Annotated in this window: 15 protein-coding genes and 2 tRNA genes; all 17 read right to left on the bottom strand. The window is 51.8% G+C overall.

Annotated features, from left to right (window positions below):
- Nucleotides 1–74: 74 nt before the first annotated feature.
- The 17 genes from rpoB to WCI03_04255 all read right to left on the bottom strand — a co-directional run bounded on the left by rpoB (nt 75) and on the right by WCI03_04255 (nt 15931).
- On the bottom strand, nt 75–3902 hold the full coding sequence (gene rpoB, locus WCI03_04335) for a DNA-directed RNA polymerase subunit beta (GenBank protein MEI8139076.1): 3828 nt from the start codon (nt 3900–3902) through the stop codon (nt 75–77).
- A gap of 87 nt (nt 3903–3989) precedes the next feature.
- On the bottom strand, nt 3990–4388 hold the full coding sequence (gene rplL / locus WCI03_04330) for a 50S ribosomal protein L7/L12 (protein ID MEI8139075.1): 399 nt from the start codon (nt 4386–4388) through the stop codon (nt 3990–3992).
- A gap of 36 nt (nt 4389–4424) precedes the next feature.
- Entirely contained in the window at nt 4425–4943 is a 519-nt protein-coding gene (rplJ, locus tag WCI03_04325; protein ID MEI8139074.1) for a 50S ribosomal protein L10, read from the bottom strand.
- A gap of 17 nt (nt 4944–4960) precedes the next feature.
- On the bottom strand, nt 4961–5644 hold the full coding sequence (gene rplA, locus WCI03_04320; GenBank protein ID MEI8139073.1) for a 50S ribosomal protein L1: 684 nt from the start codon (nt 5642–5644) through the stop codon (nt 4961–4963).
- Between the two features lie 2 nt (nt 5645–5646).
- The gene (gene rplK, locus WCI03_04315) at nt 5647–6072 is read right to left on the bottom strand and encodes a 50S ribosomal protein L11 (GenBank protein ID MEI8139072.1); all 426 of its coding nucleotides are present in this window, start codon (nt 6070–6072) and stop codon (nt 5647–5649) included.
- Nucleotides 6073–6121: 49 nt separating this feature from the next.
- On the bottom strand, nt 6122–6673 hold the full coding sequence (gene nusG / locus WCI03_04310; protein ID MEI8139071.1) for a transcription termination/antitermination protein NusG: 552 nt from the start codon (nt 6671–6673) through the stop codon (nt 6122–6124).
- Nucleotides 6674–6697: 24 nt separating this feature from the next.
- A complete protein-coding gene (gene secE, locus WCI03_04305; protein MEI8139070.1) occupies nt 6698–6904 on the bottom strand; it encodes a preprotein translocase subunit SecE in 207 nt (68 codons plus the stop codon).
- A 20-nt stretch (nt 6905–6924) separates the two neighbouring features.
- A tRNA-Trp gene (locus WCI03_04300) sits at nt 6925–7000 on the bottom strand.
- 15 nt (nt 7001–7015) lie between these two features.
- On the bottom strand, nt 7016–7168 hold the full coding sequence (gene rpmG, locus WCI03_04295; GenBank protein ID MEI8139069.1) for a 50S ribosomal protein L33: 153 nt from the start codon (nt 7166–7168) through the stop codon (nt 7016–7018).
- Nucleotides 7169–7240: 72 nt separating this feature from the next.
- Nucleotides 7241–8449: an elongation factor Tu gene (tuf, locus tag WCI03_04290; protein MEI8139068.1), complete on the bottom strand. Its 1209-nt coding sequence runs from the start codon at nt 8447–8449 to the stop codon at nt 7241–7243.
- Between the two features lie 68 nt (nt 8450–8517).
- Nucleotides 8518–8593: transfer RNA gene (locus tag WCI03_04285), tRNA-Thr, on the bottom strand.
- A gap of 227 nt (nt 8594–8820) precedes the next feature.
- Entirely contained in the window at nt 8821–10422 is a 1602-nt protein-coding gene (locus WCI03_04280) for an Rne/Rng family ribonuclease (GenBank protein MEI8139067.1), read from the bottom strand.
- Between the two features lie 25 nt (nt 10423–10447).
- On the bottom strand, nt 10448–11626 hold the full coding sequence (gene rodA, locus WCI03_04275) for a rod shape-determining protein RodA (GenBank protein MEI8139066.1): 1179 nt from the start codon (nt 11624–11626) through the stop codon (nt 10448–10450).
- On the bottom strand, nt 11623–13449 hold the full coding sequence (gene mrdA / locus WCI03_04270; GenBank protein ID MEI8139065.1) for a penicillin-binding protein 2: 1827 nt from the start codon (nt 13447–13449) through the stop codon (nt 11623–11625). The genes rodA and mrdA overlap by 4 nt, the downstream gene beginning before the upstream one ends.
- Nucleotide 13450: 1 nt before the next feature.
- Nucleotides 13451–13957, bottom strand: a complete 507-nt coding sequence (gene mreD / locus WCI03_04265) for a rod shape-determining protein MreD (GenBank protein MEI8139064.1) — start codon at nt 13955–13957, stop codon at nt 13451–13453.
- 10 nt (nt 13958–13967) lie between these two features.
- Nucleotides 13968–14804, bottom strand: a complete 837-nt coding sequence (mreC, locus tag WCI03_04260; GenBank protein ID MEI8139063.1) for a rod shape-determining protein MreC — start codon at nt 14802–14804, stop codon at nt 13968–13970.
- An 89-nt stretch (nt 14805–14893) separates the two neighbouring features.
- Entirely contained in the window at nt 14894–15931 is a 1038-nt protein-coding gene (locus WCI03_04255; GenBank protein MEI8139062.1) for a rod shape-determining protein, read from the bottom strand.
- Between the last annotated feature and the right edge of the window lie 26 nt (nt 15932–15957).

The following is a 15957-nucleotide window of genomic DNA, read 5'->3' as shown; positions in this document are numbered from 1 at the left end:
CAAGCCGCTCGCGGGCGGCAGAATTTGTAAAGGTACGTTCCGACATAGGTGACTCAGCGTTACCGCCGCCTCCGTTAAACTCGTTTTTCCTTCGCTTCAGCACGAACATCCAAACCAATAGCTCTTAACTCATTGATCAAGACGTTGAACGACTCAGGGCGATCCGCCTCAAGCACATTCTCACCTTTAACGATGGATTCATAAATCCTCGTCCGTCCAGTGGTATCATCACTCTTGACAGTTAATAATTCCTGCAGAGCATAGGCGGCACCATAGGCCTCAAGCGCCCAAACTTCCATTTCACCGAGTCGCTGTCCACCGTATTGCGCCTTACCACCCAGAGGTTGCTGAGTCACAAGAGAATAGGGGCCCACGGCACGGGCATGAATCTTATCACTTACCAAATGATGCAATTTTAACATGTAGATGTAACCCACAACAACCCGTTGATCAAACGGCTCACCCGTTCGTCCATCAAATAGCTGGGTTTTTCCATCCGAGGGAAGCTTTGCTTCGCTCATTAAGTCATGGATACGCTTTTCAGAAATACCATCGAAAACCGGAGTACTGGCATAGAGCCCAAGTATCTTGCAGGCCCATCCCAGATGAGTCTCCAGAACCTGTCCGACGTTCATACGAGAAGGCACACCCAGAGGATTCAGGACGATATCGACCGGGGTTCCATCGGGAAGAAATGGCATATCCGCTTCCGGAAGGATCCGAGCGACAACACCTTTGTTTCCGTGACGTCCGGCCATTTTATCACCAACAGAAAGCTTTTTCTTACTAGCGATATAAACCCGAACCTGCTTGATGATACCCTGATCAACTTCGTCGCCACTTTCCAGACGATCAATCGCATTCTCAAACTCATGTTCTAGTTCAACAAATTTCTGCTGATGTTCAGCAATAATCTCCTGAATTTTGATCTGAATCGGACTGCTTTCAATCGCAATATGCGCGCTTTCGTTGGCCAATTTACGAAGCAATGTTTTAGTGATTTTGCGATTGGCCGGGATAATGATTTCGCCTGAATCAATATTCACCACATCCAACGGAATCTTTTCACCCAACAGAATATTGCTAAGCGCCTCAGTCAACTGATCAATCAGTTCCTGTTTCTTGCCAGCCTGTTCCTGGGTTACATTTTTAGCCTGCCGCTTACGTTCAGTGGGCGTCATCTTCTCGCGAGCAATATCCACATGAGCCGAGACCTTCACATCCATCACGATCCCATAGGTTCCACTAGGAACCGTTAGCGAGGTATCCCGAACATCTGCTGCTTTTTCGCCGAAGATAGCCCGCAACAATCGCTCCTCAGGGGCCAATTCAGTTTCACTCTTGGGCGTAATTTTGCCGACAAGAATGTCATCCGGCTTAACCTCAGCACCGATCCGAATCACTCCATCAGGACCGAGATTCCGAAGCGCTTCCTCGCCAACATTAGGAATATCCCGCGTAATTTCTTCAGGGCCCAACTTGGTATCACGAGCACCCACTTCAAATTCCTGAATATGGACAGAAGTAAAGACATCCTCGCGCACCACGCGCTCGCTGATCAAAATCGCATCTTCGAAGTTGTAACCGCACCAGGGCATAAACCCAACCAGAACGTTACGACCAATCGCTAATTCACCGTCCCGAGTCGCAGGCCCATCAGCCAGGACATCGCCCATGCGAATTTTCTGCCCCACACTGACAACCGGTCTCTGATTAACACACGTTCCCGCATTGGAACGCATGAACTTATTCAGGACGTAGACCCGATCCGCATCTTTTTTCTTGCCGCTCTTATCGTTGGTCACCACAATTTTATTGGCCGACACATACGTTACCACGCCGGGCTCTTCAGCCAACGACAGCACCCCGGAATCGCGAGCGATTCGATCTTCGAGTCCTGTTGCAACGAATGGGCGTTCGGTCTCCATGAGGGGCACAGCCTGACGCATCATGTTTGAACCCATCAAAGCACGGTTTGCATCATCATGCTCCAAAAAGGGAATCAATCCGGCCGCAACCGAAACCACCTGTTTCGGAGAAACGTCCATGTAATCGACTTTTTCCTTGGGAACCTCAAGGAATTCACCCCTATGCCGAACAGCAATGGCCTCACGCGCCATTCGGCTACGTGCATCCAGCGGAGTATTGGCCTGGGCAATAATAAATTTCTCTTCGCGATCAGCGCTGAGATATTCAACCTCATCGGAGACACAGCCATTGCTTACCTTGCGGTAAGGCGTCTCAATAAAGCCATATTCATTAACACGGGCATAGATTCCTAATGACGAAATTAATCCGATATTAGGACCTTCAGGTGTTTCAATGGGGCAAATCCGGCCATAATGACTGCTATGAACGTCACGGACTTCAAACCCAGCACGTTCACGACTCAAGCCTCCCGGGCCCAACGCGCTTAACCGTCGCTTGTGAGCAAGTTCAGACAATGGATTAGTCTGATCCATAAACTGACTCAGCTGGCTTCGGCCAAAGAAGTCTTTCACCACCGCAGAAAGGGTTTTTGGATTCACCAAACGTTGCGGCGTCAATGTCCCGGTGTTGGGATCAAATAGCGTCATTCGCTCACGAACCAAGCGCTCTGCACGGGCCAAACCAACGCGGCACTGATTTTCAATTAATTCACCGATGGTGCGCAACCGACGGCTTCCGAGATGATCAATATCATCAACCATTCCCTGACCGTTACGGATACTGATCAAGTAGCGTATCGCCGCAATTAAATCACTACCATCAGGAGTCAAGGTGCGAAGTCGCTCCTCATCGGTGACCGTAATGAAGGCATCCTTCTCTTTGGCATCCTTACGAGTCATGATCGTCTCGATAAGGCCGATAGCATCCTTGATTTCACCGTCTAATTTTTGATTGATCTTATACCGGCCCACCCGGCCCAAGTCATAACGACGGACATCAAAGAATAGACGCTTCAATAACTGACGCGCATTTGAGACCGTAGCGGGATCACCTGGCCGTAAACGTAGATAGATGTCCTTTAACGCGTCATCCATGGAATGCGTCGGGTCTTCCTTAATGCTCTTCAGCATGATTCCGGAATCCCAAGACACATCAACGACATCAACATCCTTGAACCCAGCCGCCTTCATCTGAGCCAACACATTTTCAGAGAGAGGCTCATACCGTCGAGCCAGAACGGTCTGGGAATCGACATCAATCACATCTTCACGGAATACCAGATTAACCAGCTTCTCAGCACTGCTGGTTTCACTCATTTTGAGTTTGCGGAACGTATAGAACAAGGACAACAAATCGTCATCCGATCCATACCCCAGAGCTCTCAAAAAGGTAACCGCCAAAAACTTCCTTCGGCGATGACGACGATCCATATAGATCCAGAGCAAGTCGGATGCATCAAACTGTACTTCAACCCACGATCCGCGATCCGGGATAATGCGGAAGGAGTACAACATGTTGCCGCTGGAGTGAACCGACTGCTCAAAACAAATACCTGGAGAGCGATGCAACTGACTGACGATTACTCGCTCTGCACCGTTGATAACGAACGAACCCTGCTTAGTCATAAGCGGAATTTCGCCCATATATACGGTTTCTTCGCGAATTTCCTCGCCATCCTTCAACCGGAACGTGACATGAAGCGTACCTGCAAATGTCTGTCCGTCACGCAAAATTTCGTAAGGATCCGCCTTGGGTAAGGTGAAATCATATTTTACGAAATCAAGTGCGTAGCGCCCATCATAACTATCAATGGGGAAAACTTCCTTGAATACCACCTGAAGCCCCATGGGCTTGCGGGCGCCAGGGGCAATGTCAAGCTGAAGGAAATCCTTATACGACGCCGTCTGTATTTCTATCAGATTAGGCGGCTCGATTACTTCAACTAGTTTTCCAAAGTTTGTTCTCTCTACCATATCCAAGCACCTGTTGCACCGGGTTTCCAGGACACCAACACCGCGGCCAATCGACCGCCCGTCGTAACACACCACCCTGAAACAGGGTTACTTGATTTCGACGGTCGCGCCAGCCTTCTCAAGGAGTTCCTTGATCTTGGCGGCTTCGTCCTTGGTAATACCTTCTTTAACGGACTTCGGAGCGCCTTCGACAAGGTCCTTGGATTCCTTCAAGCCGAGCCCAGTAATGCCACGGATTTCCTTGATAACACCAATTTTATTGCTGCCAGCGGCCGCAAGAATGACATTGAATTCGGTTTTCTCTGCCGCAGCTGCCGCAGGAGCGCCAGCAGGAGCTGCCGCCATCATACCCATCGGGGCAGATGCCGTAACACCCAAACGTTGTTCAAGACCCTTCACGAGCTGCGAGAGCTCCAAAACGGTCATGTTTTCAACAGCCTTAACAATCTCTTCCATTTTCGCATCCAACTTGATTTCTTCAGACATGGTATATCTCCCTTCCTAATCAACTACACTCAAACGTCACTTCGTTGCGTTCTTTTTGTCCTCAATTGCCTTCAACACGTACACAATGGATGACACCTTTTGCTTCAGCACGCCAACCAAGCGCGTAAGCGGAGCCGCCACAGTACCCACCAACTGACTCAACAACACTTCGCGAGGAGGCAGTTCTGCAAGGTCATCGATCTGAGAGGATGTCAAGATCACATTCCCCATTACCCCTGCTTTCACAACAGGCAACTTATTCGCAGAACAAAACTGCTTAATCGTCTTCGCTGCCTGAACCACATCTGACCCCGTCACAATGGCTGACTGCCCCTTCAGTGACGTATCCAGATGCTGCCATCCCTTTTCTTTGGTGATCAGACGCAAAAAACGGTTTTTCACCACTTGCATCCGCGCACCCACTTTGCCGAGTTTCCGGCGAAGTTCAGAGAACTGCTCTACCTTCATGCCGCGATAATCCGCGACAAAAACAAAGGTTGAATCGTTCACCTGGGAAGTAATTTCCCCTAGAATTGATTGTTTTTCTGGTCTCATTGAACCCAACCTTTTCGTTACTCACGCACATCAACGCGGAGGCCAACCCCCATCGTGGAACTCAGCGTACAACGTTTAATAAAGACACCCTTCGCCGCAGCCGGACGAGCGGACGCGACCGCCGCAATCACAGCATTGACATTATCCAGAAGCTTGGCGGCATCGAAAGACAGCTTCCCAAAGGGAACCTGCACGTTACCGTTACGATCCATCCGATACTCCACACGCCCGGCCTTGCTCTCACGAACCGCAGAAGCGGTATCATCCGAGACTGTTCCGGTTTTCGGATTAGGCATGAGACCACGAGGGCCCAAGACCTTTCCTAGCTTGCGGACTTCCTTCATGGCATCGGGTGTCGCGATCGCAATATCAAAATCAACCCAGCCCCCTTTGACCTTTTCAATTAGATCGTCGTTACCCACGAAATCTGCACCAGCCGCCCGAGCCGCATCCGCCGCCGCACCTGCTGCAAAAACAGCGACACGTACAACTTTACCGGTTCCATGCGGCAGCGCAACGGTGCCACGAACAGTCTGATCTGTCTTCTTGGTATCCACACCAAGCCGAATTGCGAGTTCGGCGGTTTCATCAAATTTGGCAATTTTATTTGCCTTCAGGAAGCTGATGGCCTCTAACGCGGTGTAAACCTTGTTTTCAGTCTTTTCTGCCACCTTACGATATTTTTTTCCGTGCGTCGCCATGGCTAACGAATTACCTCGATTCCCATGCTGCGAGCCGTCCCCTCAATCATGCGGGCGGCGTGGTTTTCGTCTGTCGCATTCAGATCGTTCATCTTCTGGCGCGCAATTTCCAGCACCTGCTGGGGCGTCACCTTGCCAACCTTGTCGCGGTTCGGCTGGGCTGAACCCTTGGCCAATCCTGCAGACCGCTTCAACAAAGATGAGGCGGGCGGGCTCTTCGTGATAAACGTGAATGAGCGGTCCTGGTAAACGGTTATAACCACCGGTATCACCAAGCCAGCACTATTCTGCGTGGCCGCGTTAAATTCCTTACAAAACTGCATGATATTCACCCCGTGCTGGCCAAGTGCCGGCCCGACTGGGGGTGCCGGATTCGCCTGCCCGGCGGGAATCTGCAGCTTGATTTTTCCTGTTACTTTCTTTGCCATATCTTTCCCTCGACATCTGATTTAGCGAGAAACCCGCAAATCCGTAGGCTTATTGCCTCTCAACCTGCCAGTACTCCAGTTCCACGGGTGCCGTGCGACCAAAAATCGCAACCGAGACCTTAAGCTTCCCGCGATCCGCATCCACTTCATCCACAGTTCCTGTAAAATTCATGAAAGGGCCATCCGTAATCTTGACCGTCTCACCCAGGTCATAAATCACTTTCGGCTTAACTTTCTCTTTCTTCTCTTCCACTTGGAACAGGAGCCGTTCTACTTCATCGGGCCGGAGAGGCGCCGGCCGATCTCCACCAACAAATCCAATCACACCCGGCGTTTCGCGAATAAAATACCAAACGGTCTCAATCACTTTACGATCGTCACCATAAAGGGACATACTTACGAGGACATAGCCCGGGAAAAACTTCCGCGTAATGACACTCTTAACCCCTTTTTTGGTCTCAGACACTTTTTCCGTAGGGATCAATACCTGATCCACATAGGCGCGCATCTCTTCCTTGTCCAGGCGACGCTCAATGCTTTCCTTGACCTTCGCCTCCTGGCCAGTCAACGTATGAAGCACAAACCATTGTTTTTCACTCATGAAAACCCCGGACTTGCTATAAAGTTAGTGACGCGCCAGCAAGCCAATCGCCTGCCTCAAAACCACGTCGCAAAGACCAATAAAAACCGCAAATAATACAACTGACAGAATCACCACCACGGTCGACTCAACCAATTCCCCACGGGTGGGCCAGGTCGATTTACGCAGCTCATTCTTCACATCCGCAAGAAAGAACTGAACCTTCTGAAAGCTATCGCCTATTTTGCTCACTAGATTACTCCGTGCTGATTTGGCAGGCCAGGAGGGCATCGAACCCCCAACCTCCGGTTTTGGAGACCGGCGCTCTGCCAATTGAGCTACTGGCCTATATCTGGCAAACCCTTAACGGGTCTCCTTATGCACCGTATGCTTCTTCTCAAATCGGCAGTACTTCTTTATCTCCATACGATCCGGAGTAAGCCGTTTGTTCTTCGTAGTCGTATAATTACGCCGCTTGCACTCGGTACAAGCGAGAGTGACCAGTTCCCTCGGCATTTCAAACCATCCTTAAGTGTACGGGCGGCGAACCGCCCGGACAAAATTGTCCGACCTCAGCCGGACGATTAATTATTGCAGAATTTCAGACACAGTACCGGCACCCACCGTACGGCCACCCTCACGGATAGCGAAACGCATGGACTTCTCCATGGCGATCGGTGCAATCAGCGTAACCGTCATGCTGATATTATCACCTGGCATCACCATCTCAACACCGTCAGGCAACGTAATGTCGCCTGTCACGTCCGTGGTACGGAAGTAGAACTGAGGACGATAACCCTTGAAGAACGGGGTGTGACGACCACCCTCTTCCTTGCTCAACACATAAACTTCGCACTTGAACGTTGTGTGAGGAGTGATAGAACCAGGCTTAGCCAACACCTGGCCGCGCTCAACATCTTCCTTCTTGGTGCTACGAAGCAGACAGCCGACATTATCACCAGCCTGTCCCTGATCCAATAACTTGCGGAACATCTCGACGCCGGTAACAATCGTCTTAACCGTAGGCTTCAACCCGACGATTTCAACTTCTTCGCCGACCTTGATGATACCACGCTCGATACGACCGGTTACCACGGTACCACGACCTTCAATCGAGAATACATCTTCGATCGAAAGCAGGAACGCCTGGTCAATAACCCGGACAGGTTCCGGAATAAACGTATCCAACGCGTTCATCAAGTCCTTGATGCACTGACACGCAGGATCATCCGCCGTGGTCGCCTTGATCGCACCCAAGGCGCTACCACGAATGATCGGGGTATCGTCGCCGGGGTAATCATACTTACTCAGCAATTCACGAATCTCGAGCTCAACAAGATCCAGCAATTCAGGATCATCAACGGTATCAACCTTGTTCAGGAACACGACAACCTTGGGCACACCGACCTGACGGGCAAGCAGGATGTGCTCACGGGTCTGAGGCATCGGTCCATCAGACGCGCTCACCACCAGAATGGCGCCATCCATCTGAGCCGCACCGGTAATCATATTCTTAACATAGTCAGCATGACCCGGACAGTCAACGTGCGCATAATGGCGATTAACCGAACTGTATTCAACATGCGATGTCGCAATGGTCAAAATCTTGGTCGGATCACGACGCCCCTGAGACTCTGAGGCCTTGGCAACCTGATCATATTTGATATATGTGCTCAACCCGCATAACGACTGAACATAGGTAAGGGCCGCCGTCAAGGTGGTCTTGCCATGGTCAACGTGCCCGATCGTACCCACATTCACATGCGGCTTGGTTCTGCTAAACGTTTCTTTCGCCATAGTCGTACTCCTAGTTTATTCTCTTTTTCAGTTCCACTTTGACCAGCCAATCCGGTCATTCAAAATTATGGAGCCCACGAGCGGGATCGAACCGCTGACCTCGTCCTTACCAAGGACGTGCTCTACCAACTGAGCTACGGGGGCCTCGCGATTTTTCCACCTTAGCTTCCAACAAACACAAAAAGACGACTTCCTGTTGCCTTCATCAAATCCGACAACGGGAAATTCGCTCCCTGCCAAGTAATTCACACTCAACTTATGGACTCATCCCAAAAACAGACCGCAAAATCTACCATACGCTGATTTACTGTCAACAGGATTATAATTCTTTTTAGTTTTTTTTATTCTCCACTCAATTTCACTCCACCAAATCAGCCCGGACGGGACTCTGCTGGTTTTGAAATGGTGGTAAAATACATCTCGCTGGTTTCCGCATTCCGGACATCAAAATCTTCTACATGGCGCCCCGGATCAGCCCTGAAGCTCAAAAAGCCCGCAAATTTGCTTTCTAAATTAACAAGAACGGCTTCATCCTCTTTACGCAACCGCTCCAACACCGTGGGGTGAACGACAATCTGTAATTTCCGGTTCTGGCCTGAATCTTTAAACCGGCGCATCACAGCCACGATCTGGCGTTGAATCTCAACACTCATGGAAAGCGGCGACTTCACGCTCCCCTTGCCCTTGCAATACGGACAATCCACAAACATGGAGGAGAGCACGCCCTCATCCACACGCTGCCGGGTCATTTCCAGCAATCCAAGATGGGAAATTTGCAGAACATTGGTCTTGGCCTTATCGCGATGCAGGGCGTCTTTGATCGTTTTATATACGGCGTTTCTGTTTTTCTTCTGCTTCATGTCGATAAAATCAACCACGATCAACCCGCCGACATTTCGCAACCTGAGCTGACGCGCCACTTCCTCAGCCGCTTCCGTGTTAACTTCGAATATCACATCTTCCTGGGATTGTGCCCCCTTGTGCCGGCCAGTATTAACATCCACGGAAATCAGCGCCTCGGTCTCCTCGAAAATAATATATCCGCCTGACTTCAGCATCACCTTGCGGGCAAATGCATTTTCAAGCTGGCGTTCGATATTAAAGTGGTCAAAGATCGGAGCCGCCCCCTCGTACTGCTGAATGCGGGACCGGACACGCCGCGAAATTTTCGAGGCCAGATCTTTAATACGCTCCACCTTAAGCGGATCATCCACCACAATGCGGTCAATATCTTCTGTCAGCCAGTCCCGCACCACGCGCTCCACAAGGTCGAGTTCTTCATATAAACAGCACGGGGCCGGTGTCTCCCGGATCCCGCGACTAATCTCTCCCCACACATCCACCATCGCCCGCATGTCGCGAACGAAGCTGCGTTGCTGGGCGCCCATGCCGGCCGTACGGATAATCAAGCCAACACCCTCGGGCGTGGGAAGCCGGGCCAGCACTTTCTTCAGGCGCTGCCGCTCTTTTTCGTCTTCAATCTTACGCGAAACACCTTTTAAATTACTACCGGGCAACATCACCAGATACCGCCCCGGAATACTCAGGTTTGCTGTTACCCGCGGCCCTTTGGTGCTGATCGGCCCCTTGGTGACCTGAACCACAATTTCAGAACCGATGGGAAACATTCGGGCAATTTCCGCGCTTGTATGACGTTTTTTCTTCGTCATATTTCTGATCGTGATATCCTCCGCCGCCTCCAGGCGGGCTGCATCTTCCGGAATCATATCCCAATAATGCAGGAATGCATTTTTCTTAAGGCCAATATCCACAAAAGCGGCCTGCAACCCATCTTCCAGGTTTTTAATCACCCCTTTATAAATCCCCCCCACAATCCGTTCCTCGGTGGGGTGCTCAACCTGGAACTCCTCCAGTTTACCGTTCTCCAGAACCGCCACACGGGTCTCCAGACTCTCGGCATTAATCACAATCTCCCGCTTAAAACTCTTTCTTCCAAAACGAAATCCAAACATTCAGCACATCCTTTCCTGACAACGGTCACAATCCCGGCCGTCGCACATACACACTTTGAATCAAACCTAAAGCAAACAGAGTAATTACCATAAATGTCCCACCGTAGCTGACCAGCGGCAGAGGGATCCCCACCACTGGCAACACCCCAATGGTCATTGCCATATTTACAAAAGCATGCGTGAATACCATCATTACAATACCCACACACAACACCCGTCCCATTTTATCGCGCGCCATCATGGCAGCATATAAACCGCACACCACCAGCCCACCATACATCGTCAACACGCCTAAAGCTCCCAAAAAACCCAATTCCTCCGTAATAACCGAAAAAATGAAATCCGTCGGAGCCACCGTACGCGGCAGGAAACCCAGAATATTCTGCGTTCCGCCCAAGTACCCTTTACCCGTAAGCCCCCCTGAACCCACAGCTATTTCGGATTGCCGCTTATTCCAACCCGTGCCCATCGGATCTTTTCCAGGCTGCAAAAACACCTCAATCCGGTCTCGCTGATATTCGCTCAACCGGATGGCATGAAAAAATTTTTCCTGATGCTCAGGCGTCATTCCCATCTGCTCCGGCAGCGCTACCGCCGCAAGCACGAGCATCACAGCCGCCACTCCACCCCCCCCCAGTAGTACCAGAGGCTTGATGCGGGCCCCCGCCACAAACAACATTGCCACCACCACAGGCAGATACACAAGTGCGCTTCCCAGATCCGGTTCTTTCATCACCAGCACCATGGGAATTGCTGCCAGCAGGAACAACCGCCACATGGACGGCAAGCGGTCAAACTTCTCTGCCGCAGGGCTCAACAGGCAGGCACTCAGGGTAATCACGGCGAGTTTGCCAATTTCCGATGGCTGCACACCCACCCCCATAAACATCAACCAGCGCTTGGCGCCGTAGATACGCGTTCCAAAAAACAACACCGCCACCAGCAAGATCACGGCCACGATATAAAACATCCAAGACACGTCACGCAACCGCCGGTAGTCGAAAAGCGTTACCCCGAGATAACAAACCATGCCCGCAAGCGCCCATTTAATCTGTTTGACGTACAAATCCACGGTTGAATCCTCCCGCATTGACGTCGCGCTGTAGATGAAGCAAACGCCCACGGCCATCAAACCGATAATCATCAGGAGCATGATCCAGTTCATGCGACGCAGCAGATGAAACTGTTGAAGGAATTCCCTCACCCATCCACCTCCCGCCGACCTTCAGACACCTTGAAAATCCCCATCATGAGGTCATGGAGTCGTGGTCCTACGGTGAATCCCCCGGAGACGGCATCATCCACCACCATGGCAACGGCATAACGCGGCTTGTCATAAGGGGCAAACAGGATCATCCACCCATGCTTCTTCCGGTCTTCTTTCTCTCCATACTCCGCTGTGCCCGTCTTCCCCGCCATTTCAATTCCGGGGATGGCGGCCCGCTTCCCGGTTCCGGTGGGAGCCATGATAACATCGTGCATTCCGTTTCGTACCGCCCTCATCGCCGCCGGATCGAGCGGCAAATGCCGTACCAACGTCGCAGGATAATTTGTAATAGAGAGACCGGCCGTGTCCTGTAAGCCCAGTACCAAACGCGGACGGAAAACATCCCCGCTATTGGCAAGCGTGGCCGCCACCACCGCCATTTGCAAGGGGGTCACGGCTAATGCTCCCTGTCCGATTGAAAAATTACAGGTATCGCCATTCCGCCAGTCCTCGTGCCAGTATTTCTGTTTCCACTCCGGCGTAGGCACAACCCCGGCAGCCTCACGATCAAGTTCGATACCCGTCTTCTCCCCCAGGCCAAACAATTTCGCCAGATCAGAGATGGCATCATTCCCGCATTTCAGCCCGATGGTAATAAAATACGTATTACACGATTGCTCAATCCCTCGCCGTAAATCCACCACCCCATGTCCATTGGGGTTCCAGCATTTCATGGCTTTATTCCCAATCATAAAGTAACCGGGGCAATCCACTGTCAGGGCGGCAGAAACGGCCTCCATATTCAAGGCCGCCAAGGCGGTCACCGGCTTGAAGATACTCCCGGGCGCGTACACTTCAGCCACCGCTTTATTCAACATGGGCTTGGAGGGGTCAGAATTAAGCTGATCCCATAGCGCTTTCGGAAAAACAGGCATCAACTGATTTGGATTAAACGTCGGAGAACTCGCCAGGGCAAGCACATCCCCATTAGTAGGATCCAACACCACCACAGCACCAGGAACATCTCGGATGGCTAATTCCGCTAAGGCTTGAATCCGGCTATCGATTGCCAGAATCACATTCGCACCAGGTATCGGCTCCTTGTCGATTCGCTCTGCACGTTTGAGCCCCGATGCGTCAATACGCACCAGGCGCTCCCCAGGCTCGCCAATGACATGTTTATTAAACTGGCGCTCCAACCCCATTTTTCCGTCCATCTCCGGAAGATAATACTGAAACCCAGCCATCTCCGCCCCGGAGAAGTCCGTCTTTCCCACATACCCCAGAAGATGAGCCGCCAATTCCCCATTGGGATAAACGCGATTGGGCTCCACATAAATCTCGACCCCCGCCATATTCACCGAAGACTCTGAAAGTCGCGCCAGCGCCGCAGGATCCAGACTCCGCCAAACCACCAGCGGTAACGGGAGACGGCGCTGGATATGGCTCCAAATATCTGCTTCGTCAATGATGGCTTTTCGCCCCATCAGTCCCTTGAGCTCCCCGACCCGGCGCTGCACCTCCGCCACTGTATTCTTCCACCGTCCGGGCTGACGAAGATCTTCCAAATTGAAAGCCAGGCAGTAACAAGGCTGGTTATCGGCCAGACACACCTGATTCCGGTCAAATATCCGCCCCCTCGGTGCAGGCAAACGGATCCGCCGCAAACTTTGTTTATGTAAACTGGCTTCAAACTCCGGCCTCCGTGAAACCTGGATATCAAACAGCAATGTAGCCAGCAGAAACAACAGGCCCAGCATGACCAGCAGCACTAGCCGGATGCGCTTCAATTCCATAAGAATGGTTTCACCTGCTGCCATATTATCTCTCACCGACATACGTTAACCCCACGTGGCGTTCAAGCGTAGCCGCCACCCACCACACCAACGGAGCAATACCAAGACCCAGTAATGCCGTGCCCCCCATCTTGAGTGCCACCCACCAGAATGGGATGGAGTCCGCCAGAGAGTTAAGGCTCAACATCAGAAACAATCCCAAGGTGGTCAAAGCACCCAAACTGGCGCCCAATATGGCCACCGTAAACAAACTATCTCCGAACAACTTCTCGCGTGTCTCCGCCAATATCACCCCGAATATCACAAAACAAAGCGCCGAATACCCCAGGGGCAAAAGGCTCATCGAGTCCTGAATAACCCCGGCCAGAATGGCCGCCAGCACTGCAGTCCCCCGCGGATGAGCCAAAGCATAATAAAGCGACACGGCCATCAAAAACGGCGGTTTGGCAAGCCCCAGTACCGCTGACGCGGGCATAAGGCTTTGCAGAAGCCCCCCCCCCAGCAATAAAAAAATCATGATTGCGGCTGTCATTTGAATGATCTCACGGTTCCGTCACCACTAATACATGTTGAAGCCGGGCCATATCGGCAGCTGGCGCCACTTCAGCAACCTGATAAAGCCCCGTTTCATCCATACTCATACTGACCACACGCCCTACCACAAGCCCTGCTGGAAATACCCCGCCAAAGCCCGACGTCACAACCCATTCGCCTGGTTTGATTTTCAAATCTTTCCTCACATAATCCACCTCGGATGGAAGGGGATTACAAAGCACCCCGAAACTGTGGTCACCACGCAACGAAATCCCGCCCCCCTGAAGTATCCCGAACGAACCTTCCTGCTCAAAACGAACCGACACCTTGAATGCCCGGTCTGAAATCAACAGGACATCGCAGGTGTGTGCCCCCACCTCAATCACACGTCCCACCAGGCCCTCCAGCGTCATCACGGGCATATCCGCCGCCACCCCCTCGTCCCGTCCCTTATCAAGGCGCATGGTCTGCCACCACCCATATCCATCATCACGGGCAATCACCGCACACGCCACCGTCTTAACGCTCAGTCGTTTTTTAAAGCCCATCAATTCACGTAATTCATTGTTTTCGCGCAAAACCCCCTCCACCCCCCGGAGTTGAGTCCTGAGCACGGTAACCTCCTTGTCCAGTCGGTCACGCTCCTGAATGATGTCACCGATATTACCAACAGCGGCGGAAGTCTTGTGAACACGTGATAGCAGGCGGGTAACCCCACCCTGATAGGTGGCCATGCCTCCCCGAAAGAAGTCTCGCAACGAAGATGACACCGACGACGGCAGGTTCAGGAGAACCAGAAAAAAGGTCGCCAGCACCACTCCTAAGACAAATGTACGATCCCTCACGTCAAAAAGCCCCTCATCCCATCACTCCCTTCGGAGTGTGTTCAAATTAAAACCCATTGCACGAGAAGAGGCGACTATTCGAGAGAAGATCAGTATGTTCGCTGTTCGCCAGTGGCAATACGGCGCAAAACACTGAGCTCAGAGAGCACAACGCCTGTCCCTTCAGCCACGGCACTAAGCGGGTCATCGGCGCGATGAACCGGCAGTCCAGTATGTTCGGCAATCAGCAGATCAATCCCTCTCAGGAGCGATCCACCACCGGACATCACCATCCCGCGATCCACCAAATCAGCAGCAAGTTCAGGGGGACAACGCTCAAGAGTCACCCGGATGGCATCCAAAATAGATGACAACGGCTCCTGCAACGCCTCCCTGATTTCCTCTGAGGTTACCGTAAGGGTCTTTGGCAGACCACAGACAAGATCTCGTCCCTTGACCTCCATGGTCAATTCCTCCGCCAGCGGATAGGCGGAGCCGATCTTCATCTTGATTGCCTCAGCCGTTCGTTCACCGATCATTAAATTATAAACCCGTTTCATATACTGGGCAATGAATTCATCCATTTCATCGCCACCGACGCGAACACTGCGACAGAATACAATTCCAGCCAGCGAGATCAGCGCCACCTCGGTGGTGCCACCCCCAATGTCCACAATCATGTTCCCAGCCGGTTCCTGTACAGGTAAACCGACCCCAATCGCTGCCGCCATCGGCTCCTCAATCAAATACACTTCACGCGCCCCGGCGTGCATGGCCGAATCCTTGACCGCACGCTTCTCCACTTCCGTAATTCCACTGGGCACCGCAATAATCACCCGGGGTCGCACCATAGTGCGACGATTATGAACCCTGCGGATGAAATACTTCAGCATCGCCTCAGTAATCTCAAAATCCGCGATGACACCCGCCTTCATGGGGCGGATGGCCACTATACCACCCGGTGTACGTCCCAACATCTGCTTGGCTTCTTCGCCCACTGCCAAAACCCTGCGAGTGCCTGCCTGAATGGCAACGACCGACGGCTCCCGGAGGACAATGCCCCGGTCTTTCACAAATACAAGCGTATTGGCTGTGCCCAAATCGATCCCAATATCTTCAGAAAACAGTCCAAGCAAGAAGTTTAACATAACGGTTCCTTAATCCTACACGTCAT

This window comes from bacterium (assembly GCA_037143175.1).
Taxonomy (GTDB): domain Bacteria; phylum Verrucomicrobiota; class Kiritimatiellia; order CAIKKV01; family CAITUY01; genus JAABPW01.
Note: the sequence above shows the minus strand (reverse complement) of the source record. Positions and strands in the feature narration are given on the sequence as shown.

Bases quoted from the DNA above. Each gene is read 5' to 3' on its own strand.
- rplK (MEI8139072.1), bottom strand. From the start codon at position 6,072: ATGGCAAAGAAAGTAACAGGAAAAATCAAGCTGCAGATTCCCGCCGGG.
- rplA (MEI8139073.1), bottom strand. From the start codon at position 5,644: ATGGCGACGCACGGAAAAAAATATCGTAAGGTGGCAGAAAAGACTGAA.
- rplL (MEI8139075.1), bottom strand. From the start codon at position 4,388: ATGTCTGAAGAAATCAAGTTGGATGCGAAAATGGAAGAGATTGTTAAG.
- rpmG (MEI8139069.1), bottom strand. From the start codon at position 7,168: ATGCCGAGGGAACTGGTCACTCTCGCTTGTACCGAGTGCAAGCGGCGT.
- tuf (MEI8139068.1), bottom strand. From the start codon at position 8,449: ATGGCGAAAGAAACGTTTAGCAGAACCAAGCCGCATGTGAATGTGGGT.
- mrdA (MEI8139065.1), bottom strand. From the start codon at position 13,449: ATGGCAGCAGGTGAAACCATTCTTATGGAATTGAAGCGCATCCGGCTA.
- WCI03_04280 (MEI8139067.1), bottom strand. From the start codon at position 10,422: ATGTTTGGATTTCGTTTTGGAAGAAAGAGTTTTAAGCGGGAGATTGTG.
- WCI03_04255 (MEI8139062.1), bottom strand. From the start codon at position 15,931: ATGTTAAACTTCTTGCTTGGACTGTTTTCTGAAGATATTGGGATCGAT.
- mreD (MEI8139064.1), bottom strand. From the start codon at position 13,957: ATGACAGCCGCAATCATGATTTTTTTATTGCTGGGGGGGGGGCTTCTG.
- rpoB (MEI8139076.1), bottom strand. From the start codon at position 3,902: ATGGTAGAGAGAACAAACTTTGGAAAACTAGTTGAAGTAATCGAGCCG.
- nusG (MEI8139071.1), bottom strand. From the start codon at position 6,673: ATGAGTGAAAAACAATGGTTTGTGCTTCATACGTTGACTGGCCAGGAG.
- rplJ (MEI8139074.1), bottom strand. From the start codon at position 4,943: ATGAGACCAGAAAAACAATCAATTCTAGGGGAAATTACTTCCCAGGTG.